Here is a 25,123-nt window from a genome sequence, read left to right as displayed (position 1 = left end):
TAGTGAAAATAGCTGAAAATCAGACTTTGTATCCTTTAAAAAACCAAACTAAAAACAGAACCTTCGCCCTCTTTACTGTTTACCAAAATCTTGCCTTTATGCAGAAGCATAATTTGTTTACACAGGCTTAGTCCAATACCACTCCCAGTACTTTTACTAGTAAAAAAAGGCACGAAAATATTTTCCATAATATCTTGTGGTATTCCGGAACCATTGTCATAAACTTTAATGGCAACGTCTCTATTTGGCATTTTTTCTGCAATAATTTTAATACTTGGATTTGGTTGCTCTTTACAAGCATCTATAGCATTTAAAATAAGATTTATCATAACCTGCTCAATCAGGTGTGCATCTATGTCAAGTTCTAATTTTTTCGAAGAGACATTAAATTCTACCTCAATATTTTTAGATTTTATAGATGGTTCCATCAATAATTGAATGCTGTCAAAAAGCTCTACAATTTTAACTCTTTGAAGATTTAAATGTGTGACTTTGCTTAAGCTTCTATATGTTTTTGCAAATTTTAATAATCCTTCGCTTCTGTTTTTAATGGTTTTAATTCCTGAATTAAGATCTTCTAGCTCAAGCTTATAGTCATCAGGTTTTTCTAAGGTTAATTGTAAGTTTCTTTGAAGTGTGTCTGCCAAAGATGAAATTGGCGCAATGGAATTCATAATTTCATGAGTCATAACACTTAATAATTTCTTCCATGCTTCAGACTCGTTTTTATTCAAAGTGTCATCAATATTCTGAACAACTATTAATTTAAAGGCGTCATTATCTACTTGAAAAACCGTGTCGGAAATCAATATTTTAATCTTTTCGTTTTGTACAGCTATGGTAATAGAATTTGGCTCTCTGTGGTAGGTTTCGAAAATAGTATTATACAATTCTGGTTGTCTGCTTTCAACAAAACGGATATTTTTAAATGCAGGAACATCCAGTGTTTCTCTAAAAGAATCGTTAGACCATAAAACATTTCCTGTTTCAATATTAAAAGCAATAATACCTATATCGACCATTTCTAATATTTTCTGGAGGTAAACATATTGAGCTTCGTTTTTAGAATTAATTTCTTTAATAGTTCTATTAATTTCATTAAAACCCGTGTATAGAAACCGAATGTCTTTTGGACCACGATCTTCTGGAAACCATCTTGAAAAATCGCGATATTTAACAGCTTCAAAAAAATCGCCAATGGCTGCAAATCTTCGTTTTACAAATGCATATAAATCAAATAACAAATACAGAATTATAAATCCAAATAGAACTTCAAATACTGTTTTCTTTAAAAAAAGAACATAAGCGAAAGAAAAAATCGCTACAACTAAAAGTAGAATTCTTAAAAAGAGCTTTAAAATGTAGCCTTTATAGTTCATATTTATCTAATCGTCTATATAAAGCAGCTCTGGTAATACCAAGTTCTTTAGCAGATTTAGTGACATTTCCTTTATTTTTTTCAAGAACTGTTAAAATGGCTTGTTTTTCAAGTTCATCCAAATTTGTTGTGGGCATCGAGCTTGTTGTTGTTGGTCTTTCAATAGATGAAAACACAAGGTCTTCGGGTTTTAATATATTTTCATCTGCCATAATAACTGCACGTTCTAGAACATATTGAAGCTCTCTTACATTTCCGGGAAATTGGTGTTTTTTTAATTTTGAAATAAACCCAGAATCTAAGGTAATGGCGCTTTTATTGTACTTATCTGCATAGATTGAAATAAAATGTTTTGAGAGCAAGGTCACATCATTTTCTCGATCTCTTAGAGGAGGTACAATAACATCTACTGTGTTGATTCTATAAATTAAATCTTTTCGGAATTTCTTTTCATCGGCTAGAATTTTTGGGTCAATGTTTGTGGCACAAATCAATCTAATATCGATAGGAATGGATTCATTAGAGCCTAAAGGCGTGACCACTCTGTTTTGTAAAACTGTTAATAATCTTACTTGTTGACCTAGGCTAATATTGCCAATCTCATCTAAAAAAATAGTACCACCATGTGCAGCTTCAAAACGCCCTTTTCTATCTTCTCTTGCATCGGTAAATGCGCCTTTTTTATAACCGAACAATTCGCTTTCAAAAAGTGAAGCAGATAAAGAACCAACATCTACTTTTACAAATGGTTTATTACGTCTGTTTGAATTTTCATGAAGTGCTTTTGCAATCAAATCCTTTCCAGTTCCATTTTCTCCAAGTATCAAAACGTTAGCATCTGTTGGTGCAATTTTTTTAAGCTTCAAGAAAACAGCACTCATAGCATTGCTTTCACCTATAATTTCAGAATTCTGTACATTACGAAGTTTCGGTTTCCCTCCAAAAGATTTTTTTGCATCCAGTAAAGATATAATGGTATTAATAATCTTATCATTCTTCCAAGGCTTTACTAAAAAGTCTGAAGCCCCTTCTTTCAGTCCTCTAATTGCTAAATCAATATCAGCATAAGCCGTAATTAAAATAACGGCTGTTTCGGGGTTTTTTTCTTTAATTTTATTTAACCAAAAAATCCCTTCATTTCCAGTATTTACTAAACCATTGAAATTCATATCCAAAATAATAATATCGAACTTATTATTATCCATTTGGAAATTAAGATTACTCGGATTCTTTTCTACAACAACCTCTTTTACCAAAGGTTTCAATAAAAGACGTAGTGCTGTTAGCACATCAAAATCATCATCTATAACTAATATTTTAGCTTCTTTTAATACCATTGATACAATATTACAACTTTATATTCAGCAAATAAACCTAAGAAAAACAAAATATTTTACCACTAAAAAAGTGTGTCAATTTCGAACATATGTGTATCGAAACCGAACACTTTTAAATTTTAATTACAATATTAAGTCTTGATTGTTAGGAGTTTATACTTTTGGCATCATCTTCACTATATGTATTATAATTAAAAAACCTTATATGGACGTTCAAATCGAAAAGAAAAAATATTCAAAACAAAAACTATTACTTATTGGTGGTGGATTAGCGCTTATAGTATTAATTGTTTTTGTGATTATATCAACAAGTGGTGGCTCAAAATTAAATGTAGAAAAAGAGCGCATTTCTATTAATACAGTAAGCAATAATGTCTTTCAAGAAAACATTCCAGTAAATGGGATTGTATTACCTATAACAACAATTTATTTAGATGCTTTAGAAGGAGGACGTGTTGAAGAGAAATTTGTTGAAGATGGCGCTATCATGAAAAAAGGGGAACCAATTTTAAGACTATCAAATACCGATTTAGAATTAAGTTTAATTAATCAAGAGACGTCTGTTTATAATCTATTAACTCAAATGCAGATTTCACAAAATGCGGCTCGCCAAAACACCATTAACAGACGTAATCAATTTACAGATGTTGAAAATAATCTTATTGAGGCGAAACGTGTTTACGATTTAAACAAACGTTTATACGAAAAGGATGCTATTGGAAGACAAGACTTCGAATCTTCTGAAAACAATTATAATTATCAAAAACAACGTATGGAACTGGCTAAAAAAGTATTAAGTCAAGATTCTATTTCTACAAAACAAGAAGTTAGTCAAGCTCAAAGTTCTTATTCAAGAACACAAAGCGCTTTAGAACTTATGCGCAAGAAAGTTGGAGATTTAGTTGTTCGAGCCCCAGTAGATGGGCAATTAACTGCTTTAGATGCCGAAATTGGTCAGTCTAAAAATAAAGGCGAACGTTTAGGACAAATAGATGTGCTAAGTGGATATAAAGTACGTGTAGATATAGACGAACATTATATTTCAAGAATCTACAATGGGCAAACTGGAACCTTTACGTTTAATAACAAACCTTATACATTGACTATTAAAAAAGTCTTTACCCAAGTTAATAATGGAAGATTTCAAGTGGATATGCAATTTGAAGGAGACGTCCCAGAGGGAATTCGTCGAGGACAGAATTTACAAATCCGTGTGGCTTTAAGTGCCGAAAAGCAAGCTTTATTAGTTGCAAAAGGGGGCTTCTTTCAAAAAACGGGTGGTAACTGGATTTTTAAAGTGAGTGAAGACGGGAATTCTGCATATAAAGTAAATATCAAATTAGGAAGCCAAAACACAGAATACTACGAAGTTCTTGAAGGGCTGAACTCTGGTGATAAAGTCATTACCTCTAGTTATGATAGTTATGGAGATACAGAAGAATTAATATTAAAATAATAGAGTCAATTAAAAAAACGAATACAATGATACAAATAACCGATTTAGAAAAATTTTACAGAACTGAAGAAGTTCAAACAATTGCTTTAAACAAATTATCCTTTGAAGTTAAAAAGGGAGAATTTGTAGCTATCATGGGACCTTCAGGATGTGGAAAATCTACCCTATTAAACATTCTAGGATTACTAGACGATCCTGATGGAGGAAGTTTCAAATTTAACGGAGAAGAAGTTGCAGGTTATAACGAGCGTAAACGTTCTGAACTTCGTAAACACAATGTTGGATTTGTTTTCCAAAGCTTCAACCTCATCGACGAACTTACCGTTTTCGAAAACGTCGAATTGCCATTAATCTATACAGGAGTAAAACCTGCTGAGAGAAAAGTGCAAGTGGAGGCTGTTTTAGAGAAAATGCAAATTATGCATAGACGTAATCACTTTCCACAACAATTGTCTGGTGGACAGCAGCAACGTGTTGCAGTAGCAAGAGCTGTAGTTAATAATCCAAAATTAATTCTAGCCGATGAGCCTACAGGAAACCTTGATAGCACCAACGGGAATGAAGTTATGGATTTGCTTATCGATTTAAACGAAGCAGGTACGACCATTATCATGGTAACGCATAGTGAGCATGACGCAAAATATAGTCATAGAATCATCCGAATGTTGGATGGACAAAAAGTTACTGAAAATATTTTAATGTAATTTTTAATAATTCATCAACCTTACTTCGTTAAAAACGATGCAAGGAAAATCAAAAATCGAACAGTCAAAAAGCAATCAATCATGTTTAAAAATTATCTAAAAATAGCATTCAGAAACCTTCTAAAGAATAAAGTATATTCACTTATAAACATTTTCGGCTTGGCTATAGGTATGGCTGTAACCATTATGATTGGACTTTGGATTACAGATGAATTGAGTTTTGATAATTATTTCGAAAACAAAACTCAAATTGCACAAGTTTATCAAAGTCAAGAATTTAATGGCAAGAAGGGTACGGGACCTGCTATTCCAAGACCTTTAGAGTTTGTTTTACGTGAAAATCATTCAGATAACTTTAAGCACATTGTAATGTCTTCTTGGACGTTTTCTAGATATCTAAGATTTGGTGAAACCAACATTAACAGAAATGGTAATTTCATGCAAGAAGGTGGTCCTGACCTCTTGAGTTTAAAGATTCTTAAAGGTGAAAAGAATGGTTTAAAAGAGAAAAAATCAATCATGATTTCTGAATCTACTGCTAACGCGTTGTTTGATTTAGAGGATCCAATTGGAAAGATAATTAAAGTCAATAATGAAGATGATTTGATGGTAACTGCTGTTTACGAAGATCTTCCTGAAAATAATTCATTTAGCAACACCCATTACATTATTCCTTGGAAACATTATATAACAACCCAAGATTGGCTTTCAGGATCTGAAGACCAATGGGGTAATAATTCATTCCAGATGTTTGTTCAGATTAATGACAATACAACTATGGATGCTGTAACGTCTAAAATTAAAGATGTTAAAAAAAATACTGCAATAGAAGAAGCCCAATACAACCCACAATTATTTCTGCTACCAATGAAAGATTGGTATTTACGTTCTAATTTTGAAAATGGGGTTCAAACTGGAGGACGCATTGAAAACGTATGGTTGTTTGGTATAATAGGTTTGTTTGTATTGCTTTTAGCTTGCATAAATTTTATCAATTTAAGCACAGCACGTTCAGAAAAAAGAGCTACGGAAGTTGGTATTAGAAAATCTATAGGCTCTAAAAGAGGCCAATTAATTTTTCAGTTTTTAAGTGAATCTTTTTTAGTTGTTATTTTATCATTTGTTTTAGCCGTTGCTATTGTGCTCTTATTTTTAAATGGTTTTAACAATCTAGCAAGTAAATCCATAATTTTTCCATGGTTAGACATTCAGTTTTGGGGTGTTTCAATACTATTTATTCTAATAACAGCTTTTTTAGCAGGGAGTTATCCGGCATTATATTTATCATCCTTCAATCCTGTAGCCGTATTAAAAGGTACATTTAAAGCAGGAAGATTTGCTGCTGTTCCAAGAAAAATATTAGTAGTCACGCAATTTACGGTTTCAATAGCACTCATCATTGGGACTTTGGTTGTCATGAATCAAATTCAATTTAGTAAAGATAGACCTGTAGGATATAACAAGGAAGGACTAATTCAAATCCCCGCAATGAGCACGGAATTTATTGGAAAAGCAGATGTAATGAGAGACCAATTTATCGCGTCTGGTGCAGCCATCGAAATGTCAACATCTAGTAGTCCAACAACAGCTGTTTGGTCGAATAGAGCTGGTTACACTTGGGATGGAAAACCAGAAGGCTTTCAAGAAGACTTAGCTTATACGGCTGTTTCTTATGAATTTATTGAAACCCTAGGCATAAAGTTAGTTGCAGGTCGTGGTTTTTCCCGTGAATTTGCAACCGATTCAAGTGCTGTTATTTTAAATAGTACAGCCGTAAAATACATGGGACTTATAGACCCAATTGGTAAATTTATTAGAGATGCTGATACAGAAGACCCCTCTCCACCTTTAAAAATCGTTGGAGTTGTTGAAGATATGATAGTTCAATCTCCTTACAGTCCGGTTAAACAAGCTATGTATGTATTTGATACTAATGACAACGCTGCCTACTATAACTTGCGACTTAATCCAAATAAAAGTGTCAGTCAAAATTTAGAAATCATTGAAAGCACTTTTAAAAATAATTTTCCAAATCTGCCTTTCGATTATCAATTTGTCGATCAAGAGTATGCTCAAAAATTCAGATCTGAAGAACGTGTTGCTAGTCTTGCTAAAGTCTTTACCGGCTTAGCAATTTTTATTAGTTGTTTAGGACTTTTTGGGCTGGCTGCCTTTGTTGCCGAACAGCGAACTAAAGAAATTGGCGTTCGAAAAATTTTAGGTGCATCTGTCAGTCAATTATGGGTAATACTTTCAAAAGACTTTATAACACTTGTTGTTATTTCATTGGTAATCGCTTCACCTATTGCCTATTATATTATGAGTCATTGGTTGCAAAAATTCAGTTATAGAACAACCATTTCTTGGGATATTTTTGCATTAGCATGTTCAGGAGCACTAATTATTACACTTATTACTGTGAGTTTTCAATCTATAAAAGCAGCTACATCAAACCCTGTAGACTCTTTAAGGACTGAATAAATCAATCAAAAAACGAATATTATGATACGGAATTATTTTAAAATAGCATGGCGAAATCTTATAAAGAATAAAGGCTTTACAGCTATTAACATCATAGGCTTATCATTAGGTATTGGTTGTTTTGTTATGATATCTATGTTTGTGATAGATGAATTAAGTTATGATAGTTACCACGAAAATGCAGACCGTATTTACCGAATTAATTCCGATATTATTTTTGGAGGCACAGAAATGAGTATGGCCTTAAGTTCAGACCCTTTTGGAGAAACTTTGAAAAAGGATTATCCAGAAGTTGATGAATATGTACGCTTCTATGCTTCAGGTGGTTCAAAACTTATAAAAAAAGGAAACGAATATATTAATGAAACTGCAACAACACATGTCGATTCCACATTGTTTCACATTTTCACTTTACCAGCGATTATTGGAAACACAAAAACAGCATTAAATGAGCCTAATACTGTTGTTATAACAGAAACGGCAGCCAAACGTTATTTTGGAAGTGCAGAATTAGCCATGGGTCAAATGTTAGAAACAGATGATAATAACAAAACCCTTTATAAAATAAATGCAGTAATCGAAGATATTCCTGAAAATTCACATTTTAATTTTGATTTTTTCTTTTCAATGGATAATGTGGACTACACATTTGGAAATTATATGAGTCATAATTTCCATACTTTCATATTACTCAAAGAAGGAATAAATTACGAAGTTTTTCAAAAAAACTTTAAAGAAGTAATTAATAAGTACATTGTCCCTCAAGCGTCACAATTCATGCAAATAGAATCTATTGAAGAATTTGAAGCGACCGGAAACAAACTTGAATACTCGCTTATTCCTCTAAAAGATATTCATTTGCACTCATCACGTCTTTATGAACTATCTGCTAACGGCAATATCCAATATGTTTATATTTTTTCAGCAGCTGCACTATTTATATTACTAATTGCTTGCATAAATTTCATGAACCTTACAACGGCTCGTTCATCAGGAAGAGCTAAAGAAGTTGGTATACGCAAAGTTTTAGGGTCAGAAAAGAAAGCGCTAATTGGGCAATTCTTGACAGAATCAACTTTAATAGCTGGTTTAGCACTTATTGTTGGCTTATTTTTTGTCTGGCTCTCGCTTGGATGGTTTAACAATATTTCTGGAAAAGACATGTTACTGACATCTTTGTTGAGTCCGAAATTTTTGATATTCCTTTTTCTACTTCCTTTAGTTGTTGGTGTATTAGCAGGCATCTATCCAGCATTCTTTCTATCATCCTTTAAACCAATTAAAGTATTGAAAGGCAAATTATCCACAGGGCATAAAAAGAACACCTTACGCAATTTTCTGGTCGTATTTCAGTTTGCAACATCTATCATTTTAATTATTGGTACCATCGTTATTTATAAACAAATTAATCACATTCAAACTACCAATTTAGGATTTAATAAAGATCAAGTGGTCGTAGTAAATAACTCTGGATTACCAAGTGAAACAAGGCAGTCGCTTAAAAATGAAATTGCCCAATTAGCTGAAGTGAAATCTGCTTCTTTTGCAGGATACTTACCAGTTTCAAGTTCATCACGATCAGACACTACCTTTTCTACAGAAACGGTTATGACAGAATCTAATGGTTTTAATATGCAATTTTGGAGAGTAGATTATGATTATTTAGAGACCGTTGGTATGGAAATGAAGGAAGGCCGAGGTTTTTCTCGCGAATTTGGTTCAGATTCATTAGGCATAATTCTCAATGAAACTGCTGTTAAATTAACAGGGTTTGAAAATCCTGTTGGAAAAAAAATCTATTCTGCCGATCGAGAAAATAATGTAACAGTATTTACCATAATTGGAGTAGTAAAAAATTTCAATTACGAATCACTTCGCGAAAATGTTGGTGCTTTAAGTTTTGTATTAGGAAACAATAGTTGGGAAACAGCTTACCGATTTAATACAAGTAATGTTAGTGGTTTACTCTCAACCATAGAAAACAAATACAAAGCTGCAGCTCCAGGCATGCCCTTTCATTATGAGTTTTTAGATGAAGCTTTCGATGATATGTATCGCCAAGAAAGACGTGTTGGAACCGTTGCTTTAGCATTTGCTTTATTAGCAATTATTATAGCCTGTCTTGGTTTATTTGGTTTGGCAACGTATATCGCAGAACAACGTACCAAAGAAATTGGTATCAGAAAAGTATTAGGTGCTTCAGTATCAACTATAGTAAAAATGCTGTCTACAGATTTTGTAAAATTAGTCATTCTTGCTTTTGTGATTGCTACACCAATAGCCTGGTGGTTTATGAATTCATGGCTACAGGATTTCGCTTACAGAATAGAACTTAACTGGTGGATTTTTGCAGTAACTGGCATTGTAGCTTTAGTCATTGCACTAATAACCTTAAGCTTTCAGGCTATTAAAGCGGCTATTGCTAACCCAGTAAAAAGCTTAAAAACCGAGTAAATATGATTTGGATTTATTTCAAAATCGCTTGGCGAAATCTTAAAAAAAGACAACTCTATACGGCAATAAATATCTTAGGGTTAGTTACTGGGATTAGTTTTGCATTATTGATTTCAGCTTTTGTTTGGCAAGAATTTCAAGGAAATAAAAACTTGAAAAACGCCAATTCTCAATACATTCTTACTAGTCAATGGAAAAACCCAAATATGGGTGTGGAATTTGCAACTCTTGCTCCTCTAGCAGAACGATTAAAGGAAGAATACCCCCATTTGGTTGCCAATTATTATCGATGGGATGGCCTAACAAGTATCGTATCTAATGGCTCTGTAAATTTCAGAGAAAGCATTCAATTAGGAGATGAGAGTTTTCTAGATATGTATGGTTTTAATTTATTATATGGAAATGCTAATACAGCTTTTAACAATCCTTTTTCAGTAGTTATAAAGTCTGAAAAGGCCACAAAATTCTTTGGAAAAACGGATGTTGTTGGGGAAACTCTAACAATTCAGAATTTTGAAGGAGACAATCACGAATTCATCATTACAGGTGTATTAGCAAAAACCCCAGAAAATTCTGTTACTCAGATAACGAAACAAAATAATGGCGGATTTTTCATTACTAAAAATTCTGCAACATATTTTGATCGCGCTCATTTTCAGGATTGGGAAGCTCCTATTTTTGCTTGTTATGTAGAACTTCAACCAGGTATTACTGCGCAACAATTAGCAGATCCGATAGAGCGATTAATCCAAAATCATACGTCTGAAGTTTTTCAGAAAAACCTAACAGTAGTGCCTCAAAAACTCACAGATTATTACTTAAACAAAGATCATGCGAGTTTAAAACAAATGCTTTATACTCTCTCTTTTGTTGGGTTTTTTATAGTCATTATGGCCATGATTAACTTTATTAATATCGCCATAAGTCATTCAGGAAGCAGGATAAAAGAAATTGGCGTTCGTAAGGTTTTAGGTGGAAATAGAAAACAATTAATACTTCAATTTCTAACAGAATCAATTATTTTGGTTAGCATTTCAACTGTGTTAGCCTGTTTGTCATATCCTTTTTTAAGTCCGTGGTTTGAAGGATTAATAGGCAAAGAACTCATGAACCTTTCACAGTTTCCTATTTATTTCTTATTTATCCCTTTTCTGTTTATACTCGTTTTAGGATTATTTGTCGGATTATATCCAGCATTTGTATTGTCTTCTTTTAAATCTATAGATGCATTACAGGGAAAATTAAAAACAGGAACCAAAGCGGTATATCTACGTAAATCCTTGTTAAGCTTTCAATATGTTACGGCACTCATCGTTTTAATTTCTGCGATTTTGGTAACGCAACAACTCAATAGTTTCTTTGGTAAAAATTTGGGTTATGATAAAGACTCGTTAATAACAGCTACCATCCCTAGAGATTGGACTCAAGAAGGTGTTAAAAAAATGCTTACAATTAGAAATGAATTTTCTAAACTGCCTTCGGTTGAAAACGTAAGCCTTTCTTATGAAATACCTAATGGCAATAACGGTTTTCAAATGTCTATTTACAAAACAGGTGAAAACCCAGAACAGTCTTATGCGACGCAAGGTTTAGTGAGTGATGATGCATACCTTGAAACCTATCAAATATCCTTAGTAGCTGGCAGATTTTTAGAGTCTGAAGAAACAAATCCTGATTTGGTGGTAATTAATGAAAAAGCAAGCGATACTTATGGCTTTAAAAATGCTGAAGAGGCTATAGGTCATCAATTAAATATAATTGATGATGAAAACCCGTTGACTATTATAGGTGTGATTTCAGATTTTCACTTTGAATCCATGCAACAACCCATAAAACCACAAGTGTTTTTTAACGTGAATACAAATCTTCATTACAGATATTTATCCTTTAAGTTAAAAGCTGGGAATATAAAAGAAAGCCTCATGGCTATTCAACAAAAATGGCAAAGCCTGATGCCAGATTCATCCTTTGAATATCAATTTATGGATGATACTTTGGCTACTTTATATGAAAATGAATTACAATTTAAAAAAGCAACTTATACAGCATCCATATTATCGTTCATTATTGGGCTTCTTGGCATATTTGGGATGGTTTCGTTAAGCATTAATAAACGAATAAAGGAAGTGGGGATTCGAAAAGTATTAGGAGCTTCAGTAGCGAGCATAAGCTATTTATTTATTAAAGAGTTTTTAGTAATTCTAGTGCTATCTATTCTTATTGCTTGCCCTTTAGCTTATTTGTTAATGAATCAATGGTTGTCTAATTACGCCTACCGAATAACCATAGGTTTGAATCCGTTTTTAATAGGAATTTTATTGATTGGAAGCATTACTATCATCCTTATATTATTTCAGACTTTAAAAACAGCCATTGCTAACCCTGTAAAAAGCCTAAAAACCGAATAACTATGATTCGTAATTATTTTAAAATAGCATGGAGGAATTTAATGAAACACAAAGTGTTTTCATTGATAAATATTATTGGGCTCACAATTGGATTGAGTGCATCTTTTGTTATCGGACTTATGATTTATTACGATGCGACTTTTGATACTTTCCATAAAGATAGCGACAGGATCTACAGAGTGGTTACCGATTTTAAATCTCCTGATGGCGAGTTTTACAACTCAGGAATCACCCTTGGACTTGAAGAAGCCATTTCTGAAAACTCTAATTTTGAAACTGTTAGCAGTTTTTACATTGAAAGACCTTCGAAGGTTGAAAACAAAGCTAAGAACATAGAATTTAAATGGCCCAATTTTGTCATTTTTACCAATCAGAATTATTTTAATTTATTTGAATATAAATTCTTAGCAGGTAATGAGCAGCAGCTTCTAACCAATCCAAACGAAGTTATTTTAACAGATAAACGTGCAGCCGATTACTTCCCTGATTTGGCGCCTTCAGAAATAATTGGTAAAACCCTAGTTTACAACGACTCGATAAATACAACAGTTACTGGAATTGTTGAAAATTTCACCCAACGAACTGATCTTGTCTTTCAAGAATTTATTTCGCAACCAACACTTTTACAAACCAGGCTTAAACAAGAAATTACAGAAAAAAACTGGAGTAGCACAAATTCAAATTCTCAACTGTATGTCAAAATCAGTAAAACAGCCGACTTGACTATTATTCAAAAACGTTTAGACGATTTGGTTAAAGAACATCAAGATGAAGAAGATTTGAAATTTGGACAGGAGCAAAAGTTCACTTTACAGCCCCTTGTCGATATCCATTTTAATGAAAATTACGGCACCTACGATTGGACTAAAACACAAGCCAGTAAATCGTTACTTACTAATTTAGCGCTTGTTGCTTTATTTTTATTGTTATTGGGTTGCATAAATTTTATCAATCTTAATACGGCTCAGGCATCGCAAAGAGCAAAGGAAATTGGGATTCGAAAAACTTTAGGAAGTTCTAGAAAACAGCTTGTTGGACAGTTTATGGGTGAAACTTTCTTGTTGGTTGTAATTTCGGCAGTCCTCTCTTTACTTCTTTCTAATTGGTTAATCTCGTTGTTTTCAGATTTTGTACCTGAAGACCTAAGCTTTGAACTTTTTAAAACGCCAATAATAGTTGTTGGAATAATCTTAATATTACTAATAGTAACCTTTTTATCTGGATTTTATCCAGCATTAATCTTATCAAAATTTAATACCGTTTCCGTATTAAAAAATCATTTGACAGTAGGCGATAAAAAAGTGAAACTAAGAAAATTTTTAACTGTATTTCAATTTACCATTGCTCAGATTTTTATTATTGCCACCTTACTTGTAGGAAAGCAAATAAATTACTTGCTAAATAAAGATATGGGCTTTAAAACCGATGCGATTGTTTCTGTTTACAGTCCTAGAGGAGAACGTGAAATTTCTAAAAAAGAACTTTATGCTGAAAAATTAAGAGCCATCCCAGAGGTTAAAGAAATAAGTCTTGGTGGACAACCTCCTGCTTCGTTTTCTACTCATAGCAGTGGTTTTACTTATATTGATGGAGAAAAAGAAATTAACTCAGATTTACAATTTATCTATGGCGATAAAAACTATTTACATCTTTTCGAACTCAAATTATTAGCAGGACGCAACATTAGAAACGACACCATCAAGGAACTTGTTATTAATGAAACATTTAGAAGTTTTTTAGGTTTTAAAAATCCAGATGAAGCGATAGGAAAATCCATTGTTATAGGAGAAAACTCCATTCCAATTGTTGGAGTTATGGCAAATTTCTATCAGCGTTCTTTAAAAAACGACATCAAACCTATGGCACTTTCAGGTGATTGGTATGGTCCAGAACGGAGTCAGTTTCAAGCGGTGCATATCGCCTTTCAAAGTGCAACTTCAGAAAATTTAAAAACAACACTTTCAAAAATTGAAAACACTTATAAATCTGTTTATTCTGAAGGAGAAGATTATCGATTGGTTTTTATGGATGAAACTATTCAACGTTTTTATAATCGCGAACGTAAAGTTTCAAAACTGTTAAATTGGGCAACTGGCTTATCTATTCTAATAAGCTGCTTAGGTTTACTAGGTCTAGTTATCTATACCACAAATCGTCGTGTAAAAGAAATAGGTGTCCGTAAGGTCTTAGGTGCTTCACTCATACAAATTAACTCGCTTTTATGTAAAGAATTTTTAATTTTAGTAGTAATCGCATTTGTAATAGCTTCACCAATAGCTTGGTTTGGCGTTAACAATTGGCTTCAGGATTTTGCTTATAAAACAAATATCAGTTTCTGGGTGTTTCTATTTAGTGGTTTTGCAATGATATGTTTTGCTTTGTTAGTTATATGTTTCAAAACACTACAAGCTGCTAGTGCAAATCCTGTAGATTCTTTACGCTCGGAATAACTTGTTTAGCAATCCTAAAAAAATTCAATTATTTAAGTCTTTAAAGTGTTCGATTACGAACAAGAAGTGTATTAAAATCGAACACTATAGCTTTTATTAATAATGTTAATTGTTTGACTATAAGGTGTTTAGATTTATGGCATCATCTTCACTATAATAATAGTATCAAATCAGAAAAAAAATACCATTATGATACTCAATTATATAAAAATCGCATTCAGAAGCTTACTTAAAAATAAAGGCTATAGTTTTCTAAATATTTTTGGACTAGCCATTGGGATAACCTGTGCAAGCTTGATATTTCTTTGGGTAGAAGATGAGATGAATTTTGATACGTTTGAAAAACAAGACCAAGTGTATTACCTGCCTACCAATCAAAGTTATGATGGCGAATGGCGTACTTTTTATTCTACTCCGGGTCCTTTAGCTCAAGCAATAAAAGATGAAGTCCCTGGAGTTCTTAGAGCATCTCGTTCTATGGGAGAGCATTTAATGTTTACTGTTGGCGATAATGCCATTAACAGATTAGGCAGATATGCAGATGCCGATTTTCTAGATATTTTCAGTTTAAAATTCATTGAAGGTAATGCAACCGATGCTTTTAAAAATCCTGAAGCTATTGTTATCACCCAAGAAATAGCCGAACTGCTTTACGGAACAGACACCAAAGTTTTAGGGAACGTACTAAAAGCAAATAACCAAGATAATTATGTGATTACTGGTGTGGTTGAAAATTTACCTAAAAATGTTTCATTTCCTTTTAATTGGGTGGCTCCTTTTGAACGTTTTGGTCATGATAAAGAATGGACAAGAGAGTATGGTAGTTTCTTTTCAGACACCTTTGTAGAATTGTCTCCCGAAGCGAATTTTGAAACTGTAGATGCTCGTATCCGTCAACTAATTCCAGAAAAAAGTGAAGAGAGTGATTCTCAAGCCTTCTTGCATTCTATGAATAACTGGCATTTAAGATCTAAATTTGAAGATGGTAAAATAGTAGGTGGCCAGATAACTTATGTCCGTTTATTTACCATTATTGCTCTTATCATTTTACTAATAGCCTGTATCAATTTCATGAATCTATCGACAGCTCGAAGTGAGAAACGTGCTAATGAAGTAGGAGTCCGTAAAGCTATGGGTTCTGGCAGATCACGATTGATGATGCAATTTATTTCAGAATCTTTAATCATGGCTTTTATAGCTTCATTTGTAAGCATATTATTCTTATTAATTTTACTTCCACAGTTTAATCTTTTAATAGACAAAAACCTGACATTGGGACTTACTAACCCAATACACATCATGGTTATATTAAGTATTACCGTTCTTTGTGGGGTTTTTGCAGGCTTCTATCCCGCATTTTATTTATCGTCTTTTAAGCCTGTAGAAGTGCTAAAAGGTATCAAATCGACTCATGGTTCTGCTTCATTTATTAGAAAAGGATTAGTAGTTGGTCAATTTACAATTTCTACGGTTTTTATAATTGGAACTATTTTAGTTTATCAGCAAATTCAACATGTAAAAAATAGAGAACTAGGTTTTGAAAAAGACCAACTTATTTCTATGAAAGTTAACGGGAAAATGATTGAAAAATTCCCTGTCATTAAACAAGATTTAATAAATACAGGAGCAGTTAAAGATGCGGCTTTATGTAATTCTGATATCCTTTCGGGTGGGAATAATGGCTCGGGCTTAACTTGGACAGGAGGAACAAACACCGAAGATGTGTTGATTTCTTTTAGATATATCAGCTCTAGCTTTTTTAATACAACAGGAGTTGAAATTATTGAGGGTAGAAGTTTTAACGAAAACATAGAAAAAGATAGTACAAGTGTAATAATAACCGAATCTTTTGCAAGACTCATGGGAGCAGGTAGCGCCATTGGTAAACAAGTTACAGCAGATGAACCGTATACAGTAGTTGGTGTGGCCAAAGATTTTCAATATGGAGATATGTACACAACAAGCGATCCAGTACTCTTTTTAAATTATCTAAACCAAGCACGTTTTTTTTACATAAAAACAAACTCTGACGTTGCGACAAATGAAGCCCTTTCAAAGATTGAAGCCGTAATGAAAAAATATAACCCTGCTTTCCCCTTTGAATATACCTTTGTGGATGAAAACTTTAATGCCAAATTCCAAAGCGAGCAATTAGTTGGAAAACTTTCCCAAATCTTTGCTTTGCTTGCTATATTAATTTCATGTCTTGGACTTTTTGGTTTGGCAGCTTATACAGCAGAACAACGCAGTAAAGAAATTGGGGTTAGAAAAGTTCTGGGAGCAAGTGTAACTGGTATTGTAAAATTACTCTCTAAAGACTTTTTAAAGCTGGTTGGGCTTTCCATTATAATATCCATTCCAATTGCTTGGTTTGTAATGAGGAACTGGCTTCAAGGCTTTGCTTACAGAATCGAGATTAATTGGTGGATTTTTATAATCGCTGGAATCATGGCCATTCTAATAGCATTAGTAACAGTAAGTTTTCAAGCCGTAAAAGCTGCCATTGCAAATCCCGTAAAAAGTTTAAAAACAGAATAATAAAACTGAAAAATACTATTATGAAAAATTTAAAATATTACATAGTCCTTTGTTTGATTCCTTTAACTCAAATTAGTGTGTCACAAACAAAGGAAGTAGTTAAAACATTCGATAGTGCTATAATAAGTCCACATATAGAAGTCACATTTATAGAAGGAAATGAGGAATCTGTAACTATCAATAAAAGCAAAGTTTCAGAAGATAAAATAAACATAAAAGTGAAAGGGAAAACGCTTCAAGTTTATTTAGATGATGCAAAAAATGTGACAAAAACAGAAACCGTTAATAGAGATGGTGTTGAAATGAAAGTTCCTATTTACAAAGGCAAAATGCTAACAATTACCATTGTTTATAAAAACCTTAATTCGCTTTTAATTAAAGGGGAGGAATCTACCATATGTAAAAGTCCTATAAAAGTGGAGCGTTTTGACCTTAAAATATATGGCGAATCACAAGTTGTTTTAAATGACGTTGCTTTTAATAATTTCGATTTAGACACCTATGGTGAAAGTACTATTGAAATTAAAAGTGGCAGCATTAACAATCAAAAAATAACGGCTTATGGGGAAGGGGAAATTAATCTGTTTGCAGTGGAAAATAATACCACAAAGATAACAGCCTATGGCGAAGCCGAATTCAAAATAAACGCATCAAATCTTATAAAAATTACGGCCTATGGGGAAGCTGAATTACAATATAAAGGAACAGCTTCTATTGATAAAGGAATTACTATTGGAGATGCAGCCATCTCTAAAGTTAACTAATTAAAAATAATAAAAACTAAAACATCATGCTTTTAAGACTCAATCAAGCTTCCCGAATTATTAAATCTGGAGGTAAAAAGGTAACCTTACTTGATACGATTAATCTCGATGTAAAGGAAGGTGAATTTATTTCATTGATGGGACCATCAGGCTCCGGAAAATCTACACTTTTAAATTGTATTGGTATGCTAGATAACTTTACAGATGGTGGTTACGTGTTTTTAGAAGAACCCGTTCATAGCATGAAAGAAAGAGATAGATCTAAGCTCTATAAGGAATATATAGGTTTTGTTTTTCAAGCCTATCATCTTATCGATGAGTTAACTGTAAAAGAAAACATTGAGACACCTTTGCTTTATAAGAATGTAAAATCTTCTGAGCGTAAAGCAATGGTAGCAGATATGTTAGACCGTTTTAATATTGTTGGAAAAAAAGATTTATTCCCTGCGCAATTAAGTGGTGGACAACAACAATTGGTTGGTATTGCAAGGGCTTTAATATCCAAACCGAAATTGATTCTAGCAGATGAACCTACTGGAAATCTAAACTCTAAACAAGGCATAGAAATCATGGAGCTATTTTCAGAATTAAACAAAGAAGGTGTAACAATTATTCAAGCCACACATTCTGAAAGTAATGCTGCTTATGGATCACGAATTATTAACCTTTTAGATGGCAGAATTGTCACTGAATAACACTAAAAACAATGTCTCTAAAACCCGTTATTTACGTCTTTATATTTTTAATTCAAGTTGCTGTTTTTTCGCAAGAAGAACCCGTAAAAAGTTATACCCTTAATCAATGTATTTCTTTAGCTTTAGAAAACAATCTCAATTTAAAATCTACTGAATTAAATGCAAATTCAGCTGATGTTAATTTTAAACAATCTAAAGCAAACTTGTTACCAACATTAAATGGGAATTATAATATTGGTGTCAATAACGGACGAAGTATCGATCCGTTTACAAACAGTTACATCAATCAAGAATTAACATTTTCTAATGCTAATTTAAATTTAGATGCCACCATATTTAATGGGTTTAGATTACTTAATTCAGTGAAACAGGACAAGTTTAACAAACAAGCTTCAGACATGGAAATTGAAGAAGCTAAACAAGATTTAATATTAAGAGTTACTCTTGCATATTTACAAGTTTTAAACAGTCGGGATGTTTTAGAGTTATCAAAAAAACGTTTAATTGCAACCAACGAACAATTAAAAAGACAAGAAGATTTATATAATGAAGAAGTAGGTAATCCAGCAGATTACGCCGATATTATTGGGCAAAAATCTATGGATGAGACCAATATTTTGACTTCTAAAAGCGCCTTAAATAATGCCAAATTAAATCTAGTAAGAATCCTTAATTTACAAGATGGTTTTACTATTGATACCAAAGATCTGATAATGGGCTTAGAAGGTTATCCTTATTCATCGGAGGAGGTCTACATCGACGCTTTACAAAATTTAGCAACTTTTAAAGCCAAAGATTTACGAATTAAAGCAGCAAAAAAAGGGATAAGCGTAGCCAAATCGCAATTCGTACCAGAAATATCGGTATTCGGTCAATTAAATACCAATTATTCTAGTGCTGCTGAAACATTTACAGAAACAGGTTCTCGTGTTGTTGAAACTTCAGATTTTGTGGTTTCTGGTGGACAAAACTTATCTGTATTTACAAACCAAACAGAATTTAACAGTCAAAAAATAAACTATAGCGATCAATTTGATAATAACTTGAACACCGTTATTGGCCTATCAGTAAACGTGCCTTTATTTAATGGTTTTAGAGCAAAGAACGATGTGGCACTGCAAAAAATTCAATTAGAAGAATCGCTTATAGAATTAGAACGTACACAACAAAACATTAAAAATGCTATAGACCAGGTACATTTCGACATGGAAGCTGCTTTTTTACGATACCAAAGTTTGTTAAAACAAGTTGAAGCTTACAAAGAATCTTTTCGTATTAATGAGATTCGATTTAATAATGGAGCATCTAATTTTTTAGCATATATCACCAGTAAAAACAATCTAGACAATTCCCAGACAAATCTTGCAAATGCTAAATACGAATATTTTCTACGTGTGATTGTTTTAGAATATTATAGAGGAGAGTCGTTTTCATCCATTTAAAACAATCAATCTATAGTTTAACAACACATTATTACATACAAAAACCTCAATTATTTTGTTGAAAATAAATTGAGGTTTTAAGTTGTACTCAAGGTGGGAATCGAACCCACACGACCAAAGTCACTGGATTTTGAATCCAGCGCGTCTACCAATTCCGCCACTTGAGCAAATTATAGAATGCAAAATTAGAAAATAAAATAGGACAAACAATTAAAAATAGTCTCTTTTATGCTTTTGGAGTTGAAATAAATTCCTAAATTTGCACCTCGTTTAACAAAACCGGTTTAATTCGTTATAAAACAATCCTTTAACAATGCCAAACGTAAGTACAGAAGCTAAAATTTTTACGTGTACACAAAGTAAGGAACTTGCTATTCAAATTGCAGGTGCTTTTGGTGTTCCATTAGGCAATGTAATAACCTCTACTTATAGCGATGGTGAGTTTCAACCATCTTATGAAGAATCAATAAGAGGGACGCGTATTTTTATAATAGGTTCCACACATCCAGGCCCTGAAAATTTAATGGAAATGCTGTTAATGATTGATGCTGCAAAAAGAGCATCGGCTAGACACATTACAGCTGTTTTACCATACTTTGGCTGGGCAAGACAAGATAGAAAAGACAAGCCTAGAGTACCTATTGCAGCTAAATTAGTAGCTAAAATGTTGGAAGTGGCTGGAGCTACTAGAATTATAACTATGGATTTACATGCAGATCAAATCCAAGGTTTTTTTGAAAAACCTGTGGATCATTTATTTGCATCCACAATATTTTTACCATACTTACAAAGTTTAAACCTAGATAATTTAACCATTGCATCGCCAGATATGGGAGGTTCTAAAAGAGCCTATGCATATTCCAAAGCTTTAGGAAGCGACGTAGTTATCTGCTACAAACAAAGAGCAAAAGCCAATGTTATTTCACATATGGAATTAATTGGAGATGTTACTGGCAAAAATGTCGTTTTAGTAGATGATATGGTAGATACGGCTGGAACGTTAACAAAAGCAGCCGATTTAATGATGGAACGAGGAGCGTTGAGTGTTCGTGCCATTTGTACGCATCCAATTTTATCTGGTAATGCTTACGAAAGAATTGATAATTCTAAACTAGAAGAATTAATTGTAACAGATTCTATTCCTCTAAAACAAAAAAACAGCAAAATACGTGTATTAAGCTGTGCAGATCTTTTTGCAGATGTGATGCATAATGTGCATTACAACAAATCAATTAGTTCTAAATTTATCATGTAAACCCTACCAATCTTCACAAATAGAAAGAAGAAAAGGTTTTAAATAAGAGTAATAATTAATAATAAATAAATTTTAAATGAAATCAATTACAATCAACGGATCTCAAAGAGAAAGCGTAGGCAAAAAAGCAACAAAAGCCTTACGTAATGCTGGTCAGGTTCCTTGCGTATTATACGGAGGAGACAAACCAGTTCATTTTACAGCTGATGAGTTAGCCTTTTCAAAACTAGTATATACGGCTAATGCGCATACAGTTGCAATTGCTTTAGAAAATGGCGAAACTTTTAATGCTATCATGCAAGATATTCAGTTTCACCCTGTAACAGACAAAATTTTACACATTGATTTTTATCAACTATTTGAAGATAAACCAATCATGATGGAAATTCCTGTTCATTTTATTGGAAATTCTAAAGGTGTTAAAGCTGGTGGTGTTTTACGTAAGAATGCTCGTAAATTGCGTATTAAAGCTTTACCTAAAAACTTACCAGATTTTATTGAAGTAGATATTACAGATTTAAAAATTGGAAACAAATTATATGTCACTGCTTTAGAAAACGAAGCTTTCAACATCATGCATACAGACAATACGGTTGTTTGTCAAATTAAACGTGCTAGAGCTGCAATGGTTGTTGCTGCCGAAGATGATGATGAAGATGCTGAAGGAGCTGAAGGAACTGCTGAAGGAGGAGAAACTCCAGAAGTAGCTGCTGAATCTCAAGAATAGACTTAAGCAAATATTAACTTAATTAAAAGCATTCTGAAAATTCAGAATGCTTTTTTTATTTTTACACAAATCTATAACATGTGTCATTTTCTAAAAAAATTATTTAGCAAAAAGAAAACTCCTGTAATAATAGAAGAAACAAATTCCATGAAAAAGTTTTTAATAGTAGGCCTTGGCAATATTGGCGAAAAATACACAAACACAAGACATAACATAGGGTTCAAAATATTAGATTATTTAGCATATAAAGAAGATCTTATTTTTGAAACTCAAAAACTAGGAGACTTAACTACCTACAAGTTTAAAGGAAGAACTTTTATTCTATTAAAGCCAAGTACGTATATGAACTTAAGCGGTAAGTCGGTCCTTTATTGGCTCACAAAAGAAAAAATCCCTTTAGAAAATCTACTAATAATTACAGACGATTTAAACTTACCTTTTGGATCTATTCGTTTAAAGACAAAAGGTAGTGATGGTGGACACAACGGCTTAAAAGATATTCAGGAAAAACTAAATACCACAAAATATAATAGATATCGATTTGGTATTAGCAATGAGTTTAGCAAAGGAAATCAAGTAGATTATGTCCTTGGAGAATGGGATGAAGAAGAAAATAAAACCCTTCCCGAACGCTTAGACAAGTCCATAGAATTAATTAAATCTTTTGGTACTGCAGGCATAAATAATACCATGAATACTTTTAATGGGAAATAAAAAAAAATAGCAAATTTTGTATTTTACCCACAATAAGCCACCTGTTTTATGTTAAAATTTTACATTATCCTGAATTAATCATATGATTTGGTCTGTTTTTTTATAATAATCTTATGATTTTTATTTAAATTTACCTCCTTATACTCTTAAACAACTAATTAATTAGTCTATTATGAAAAAAATTACATCAAGGTTTATTATTTTAACCTTCTTTTGCATGCCTGTTTTCTTGTTGGCACAAGAAAAAAATAAAACCGCAAAAAAAATCTTTGGTCAAGAATTAACTATTGACAACCAAAGAAGTGTTGAAGAAACCGGAGTTATACGCTGTGGATCAACAGAATACGAAAGAGCACTTCAAGCCAAATTCCCATACAGAGAAACAACTGAAGAATTTGAAAGCTGGTTAGCACCTAAAGTTGAAGAAACTAAAGCTTTACTAGCTAATGGAAGAGGATCAACAATAACGATTCCAATAGTATTTCATGTATTAACAGATGGTTCTGGTGCAGATAATATATCTGAAGCTTTAATACAAGCACAATTAGATCAATTAAATATTGATTTTGGTAATATGGATAATAGCCCATATGCCCAAGCTGTTGATACAGATGTTAGATTTTGCTTAGCACAACAAGACCCTAACGGTTTAGCCATGTCTGAAAACGGTATTAACCGTGTTTTAGATTATGGTGATGCAGGTCAAAGTCAAGGAAGTATGGATGGTGGTATAAAACAAGCTACACAATGGGACCCTACACGCTATTTGAATGTATGGGTTGCTAACTTAGGTGGTGGATTATTGGGTTATGCTCAATTCCCTACTGGTGCTGGAATACCTATGTATCCTGGTGGTCCTTCAAATACTGATGGTGTTGTAGTTCTTAACTCATCTGTTGGTTCTGAGGCTATGCCTAACCCTGCAGGTGGAGCTTATGCTCGTGGAAGAACATTGACACATGAAATAGGGCATTGGATAGGCTTACACCACATTTGGGGTGATGGTGGATGTTCTGTAGATGATTACTGTGCAGATACGCCAGCAGCTTCTGGTTCAAACTTTGGATGTGCAACAGGTGTAGATTCTTGTACTGGTGACGGTCCTGATATGGTTGAAAACTATATGGATTATTCAGATGACACCTGTATGAATACATTTACTAATGATCAAAAAACAAGAATTCTTGCTGTAATGGCTAATTCACCTAATAGAATGACTTTAGTGACATCTAATGCATGTCAACCTGCAATGGTTTATGATTTAGATGGTAGATTGAATATAGAAGATTTAAATATTGTTGATTGTTCTACACAATCTTTAACTCCAGATGTTAGACTTACTAATGCTGGAAATAACACATTAACTTCTGCAACAATAAGCTATTACCTTGATGCTGATACACCAGTAAATTATAACTGGTCGGGATCATTAGATATTAATGAATTTGAAATCATTTCTTTACCAGAAATAATTACTACTTCTGGGGCTCATACTTTTTATGTGGAATTATCTGCTCCTAATGGTGGAACAGATATGAATACATCTAATGATAACGCATCTGAAAGCAATACTTTTAATGGTGGTGCTTGTGTGTCGATTGGAAACGAAACAGATACTTATCTTACTAGTACTACTGGTGTTGTTTTTAACACAATTAGCAACTTAAACAATAACCCTGGAGGAGATAATGGATACAGTGATTTTACTGGACTATCTACAGATATAGCAAGAGAAGAATCTTATGACTTAACTGTCAATATAGATACTGATGGAAATTGGCCATGTGTAACAACTGTTTGGATTGATTGGAATCAAAACTGTAGCTTTGATGATGCTGGTGAAGAATATGACTTAGGTGGTGGCACAGGTTTAAGCAATCAACCTACAAGTAATTCTCCGTTGGCAATAACAGTACCTAGCGATGCTGTATTAGGAAATACAACCATGCGAGTTACTACAAAATATTTTAGTGCTGCGACTTCTTGTGAAAATAATCACGATGCAGAAGTTGAAGATTATTCTGTAAATGTATTAGGCTCTTTAAGTGTAGATGAATTTGGATTAAATAGTATTGGAATATACCCAAATCCAACTTCTAATGTATTAACAATAAAAGCAACTAATAATAACGTTCCAGATGCTTATGCTGTTTATAACATGTTAGGTCAAGTAGTGCTTAGTAACAAGATTTCTACTCAAGCAGATTTAACAATAAATACATCTAGCTTAAGTAACGGTATGTATTTTATTAAAGTTTCTAAAGAATCTAATCAAGTTTCTTTACCTTTTATTAAGAAATAAACCTTAATACTAAATAAA

16 protein-coding genes and 1 tRNA gene are annotated in these 25,123 nt (G+C 32.9%); 14 read left to right on the top strand and 3 right to left on the bottom strand.

Annotated elements, in window-relative coordinates; genetic code table 11:
* Positions 1–35: 35 nt before the first annotated feature.
* Positions 36–1,379: a PAS domain-containing sensor histidine kinase gene (locus tag ACI5KZ_RS05950; protein WP_109309435.1), complete on the bottom strand. Its 1,344-nt coding sequence runs from the start codon at positions 1,377–1,379 to the stop codon at positions 36–38.
* The gene (locus ACI5KZ_RS05945) at positions 1,369–2,715 is read right to left on the bottom strand and encodes a sigma-54-dependent transcriptional regulator (RefSeq protein ID WP_406847195.1); all 1,347 of its coding nucleotides are present in this window, start codon (positions 2,713–2,715) and stop codon (positions 1,369–1,371) included. Before ACI5KZ_RS05945 ends, ACI5KZ_RS05950 begins: the two co-directional genes overlap by 11 nt.
* Before the next feature lie 205 nt (positions 2,716–2,920).
* Between ACI5KZ_RS05945 and ACI5KZ_RS05940 the strand changes: the two genes are divergently transcribed.
* The 10 genes from ACI5KZ_RS05940 to ACI5KZ_RS05895 all read left to right on the top strand — a co-directional run bounded on the left by ACI5KZ_RS05940 (position 2,921) and on the right by ACI5KZ_RS05895 (position 20,107).
* Positions 2,921–4,171 carry an efflux RND transporter periplasmic adaptor subunit gene (locus ACI5KZ_RS05940; protein WP_406847194.1) on the top strand — a complete coding sequence of 417 codons (1,251 nt, stop codon included), beginning with the start codon at positions 2,921–2,923 and terminating at the stop codon, positions 4,169–4,171.
* Between the two features lie 26 nt (positions 4,172–4,197).
* Complete coding sequence (locus tag ACI5KZ_RS05935; RefSeq protein ID WP_109309432.1) at positions 4,198–4,875, top strand: ABC transporter ATP-binding protein; 678 nt, start codon at positions 4,198–4,200, stop codon at positions 4,873–4,875.
* 81 nt (positions 4,876–4,956) lie between these two features.
* A complete protein-coding gene (locus tag ACI5KZ_RS05930; RefSeq protein WP_109309431.1) occupies positions 4,957–7,356 on the top strand; it encodes an ABC transporter permease in 2,400 nt (799 codons plus the stop codon).
* A gap of 21 nt (positions 7,357–7,377) precedes the next feature.
* Positions 7,378–9,810 (top strand): FtsX-like permease family protein, encoded by a 2,433-nt coding sequence (locus ACI5KZ_RS05925; RefSeq protein ID WP_406847193.1) that lies wholly within the window; start codon positions 7,378–7,380, stop codon positions 9,808–9,810.
* Between the two features lie 2 nt (positions 9,811–9,812).
* Positions 9,813–12,218, top strand: coding sequence for an ABC transporter permease (locus ACI5KZ_RS05920; RefSeq protein ID WP_406847192.1), 2,406 nt, complete (start codon positions 9,813–9,815; stop codon positions 12,216–12,218).
* A 2-nt stretch (positions 12,219–12,220) separates the two neighbouring features.
* The gene (locus tag ACI5KZ_RS05915) at positions 12,221–14,668 is read left to right on the top strand and encodes an ABC transporter permease (protein ID WP_406847191.1); all 2,448 of its coding nucleotides are present in this window, start codon (positions 12,221–12,223) and stop codon (positions 14,666–14,668) included.
* 189 nt (positions 14,669–14,857) lie between these two features.
* Entirely contained in the window at positions 14,858–17,206 is a 2,349-nt protein-coding gene (locus tag ACI5KZ_RS05910) for an ABC transporter permease (RefSeq protein ID WP_406847190.1), read from the top strand.
* A 20-nt stretch (positions 17,207–17,226) separates the two neighbouring features.
* Positions 17,227–17,970 (top strand): head GIN domain-containing protein, encoded by a 744-nt coding sequence (locus ACI5KZ_RS05905; RefSeq protein ID WP_406847189.1) that lies wholly within the window; start codon positions 17,227–17,229, stop codon positions 17,968–17,970.
* A 26-nt stretch (positions 17,971–17,996) separates the two neighbouring features.
* Positions 17,997–18,665 (top strand): ABC transporter ATP-binding protein, encoded by a 669-nt coding sequence (locus tag ACI5KZ_RS05900; protein WP_406847188.1) that lies wholly within the window; start codon positions 17,997–17,999, stop codon positions 18,663–18,665.
* Positions 18,666–18,676: 11 nt separating this feature from the next.
* The gene (locus tag ACI5KZ_RS05895) at positions 18,677–20,107 is read left to right on the top strand and encodes a TolC family protein (protein WP_109309424.1); all 1,431 of its coding nucleotides are present in this window, start codon (positions 18,677–18,679) and stop codon (positions 20,105–20,107) included.
* Between the two features lie 85 nt (positions 20,108–20,192).
* Here ACI5KZ_RS05895 and ACI5KZ_RS05890 read toward each other — a convergent pair.
* Positions 20,193–20,274 (bottom strand) — tRNA-Leu (locus ACI5KZ_RS05890).
* Positions 20,275–20,420: 146 nt separating this feature from the next.
* Here ACI5KZ_RS05890 and ACI5KZ_RS05885 point away from each other — a divergent pair.
* From ACI5KZ_RS05885 to ACI5KZ_RS05870, 4 genes are all read left to right on the top strand, one after another.
* Positions 20,421–21,362, top strand: a complete 942-nt coding sequence (locus tag ACI5KZ_RS05885) for a ribose-phosphate pyrophosphokinase (RefSeq protein ID WP_109309423.1) — start codon at positions 20,421–20,423, stop codon at positions 21,360–21,362.
* Between the two features lie 76 nt (positions 21,363–21,438).
* Complete coding sequence (locus tag ACI5KZ_RS05880) at positions 21,439–22,089, top strand: 50S ribosomal protein L25/general stress protein Ctc (protein WP_109309422.1); 651 nt, start codon at positions 21,439–21,441, stop codon at positions 22,087–22,089.
* 147 nt (positions 22,090–22,236) lie between these two features.
* Positions 22,237–22,803, top strand: a complete 567-nt coding sequence (gene pth / locus ACI5KZ_RS05875; RefSeq protein WP_406847187.1) for an aminoacyl-tRNA hydrolase — start codon at positions 22,237–22,239, stop codon at positions 22,801–22,803.
* Positions 22,804–22,975: 172 nt separating this feature from the next.
* The gene (locus ACI5KZ_RS05870) at positions 22,976–25,105 is read left to right on the top strand and encodes a M43 family zinc metalloprotease (protein ID WP_406847186.1); all 2,130 of its coding nucleotides are present in this window, start codon (positions 22,976–22,978) and stop codon (positions 25,103–25,105) included.
* Positions 25,106–25,123 lie beyond the last annotated feature (18 nt).

It is taken from the genome of Xanthomarina sp. GH4-25 (assembly GCF_045363175.1).
Lineage (GTDB): Bacteria > Bacteroidota > Bacteroidia > Flavobacteriales > Flavobacteriaceae > Xanthomarina.
Note: the sequence above shows the minus strand (reverse complement) of the source record. Positions and strands in the feature narration are given on the sequence as shown.

What these genes read in the sequence shown, in the direction of transcription:
- ACI5KZ_RS05950 (WP_109309435.1), bottom strand. Translation starts at nt 1,379, where the DNA reads ATGAACTATAAAGGCTACATTTTAAAGCTCTTTTTAAGAATTCTACTT.
- ACI5KZ_RS05945 (WP_406847195.1), bottom strand. Translation starts at nt 2,715, where the DNA reads ATGGTATTAAAAGAAGCTAAAATATTAGTTATAGATGATGATTTTGAT.
- ACI5KZ_RS05940 (WP_406847194.1), top strand. Translation starts at nt 2,921, where the DNA reads ATGGACGTTCAAATCGAAAAGAAAAAATATTCAAAACAAAAACTATTA.
- ACI5KZ_RS05935 (WP_109309432.1), top strand. Translation starts at nt 4,198, where the DNA reads ATGATACAAATAACCGATTTAGAAAAATTTTACAGAACTGAAGAAGTT.
- ACI5KZ_RS05930 (WP_109309431.1), top strand. Translation starts at nt 4,957, where the DNA reads ATGTTTAAAAATTATCTAAAAATAGCATTCAGAAACCTTCTAAAGAAT.
- ACI5KZ_RS05925 (WP_406847193.1), top strand. Translation starts at nt 7,378, where the DNA reads ATGATACGGAATTATTTTAAAATAGCATGGCGAAATCTTATAAAGAAT.
- ACI5KZ_RS05920 (WP_406847192.1), top strand. Translation starts at nt 9,813, where the DNA reads ATGATTTGGATTTATTTCAAAATCGCTTGGCGAAATCTTAAAAAAAGA.
- ACI5KZ_RS05915 (WP_406847191.1), top strand. Translation starts at nt 12,221, where the DNA reads ATGATTCGTAATTATTTTAAAATAGCATGGAGGAATTTAATGAAACAC.
- ACI5KZ_RS05910 (WP_406847190.1), top strand. Translation starts at nt 14,858, where the DNA reads ATGATACTCAATTATATAAAAATCGCATTCAGAAGCTTACTTAAAAAT.
- ACI5KZ_RS05905 (WP_406847189.1), top strand. Translation starts at nt 17,227, where the DNA reads ATGAAAAATTTAAAATATTACATAGTCCTTTGTTTGATTCCTTTAACT.
- ACI5KZ_RS05900 (WP_406847188.1), top strand. Translation starts at nt 17,997, where the DNA reads ATGCTTTTAAGACTCAATCAAGCTTCCCGAATTATTAAATCTGGAGGT.
- ACI5KZ_RS05895 (WP_109309424.1), top strand. Translation starts at nt 18,677, where the DNA reads ATGTCTCTAAAACCCGTTATTTACGTCTTTATATTTTTAATTCAAGTT.
- ACI5KZ_RS05885 (WP_109309423.1), top strand. Translation starts at nt 20,421, where the DNA reads ATGCCAAACGTAAGTACAGAAGCTAAAATTTTTACGTGTACACAAAGT.
- ACI5KZ_RS05880 (WP_109309422.1), top strand. Translation starts at nt 21,439, where the DNA reads ATGAAATCAATTACAATCAACGGATCTCAAAGAGAAAGCGTAGGCAAA.
- pth (WP_406847187.1), top strand. Translation starts at nt 22,237, where the DNA reads ATGAAAAAGTTTTTAATAGTAGGCCTTGGCAATATTGGCGAAAAATAC.
- ACI5KZ_RS05870 (WP_406847186.1), top strand. Translation starts at nt 22,976, where the DNA reads ATGAAAAAAATTACATCAAGGTTTATTATTTTAACCTTCTTTTGCATG.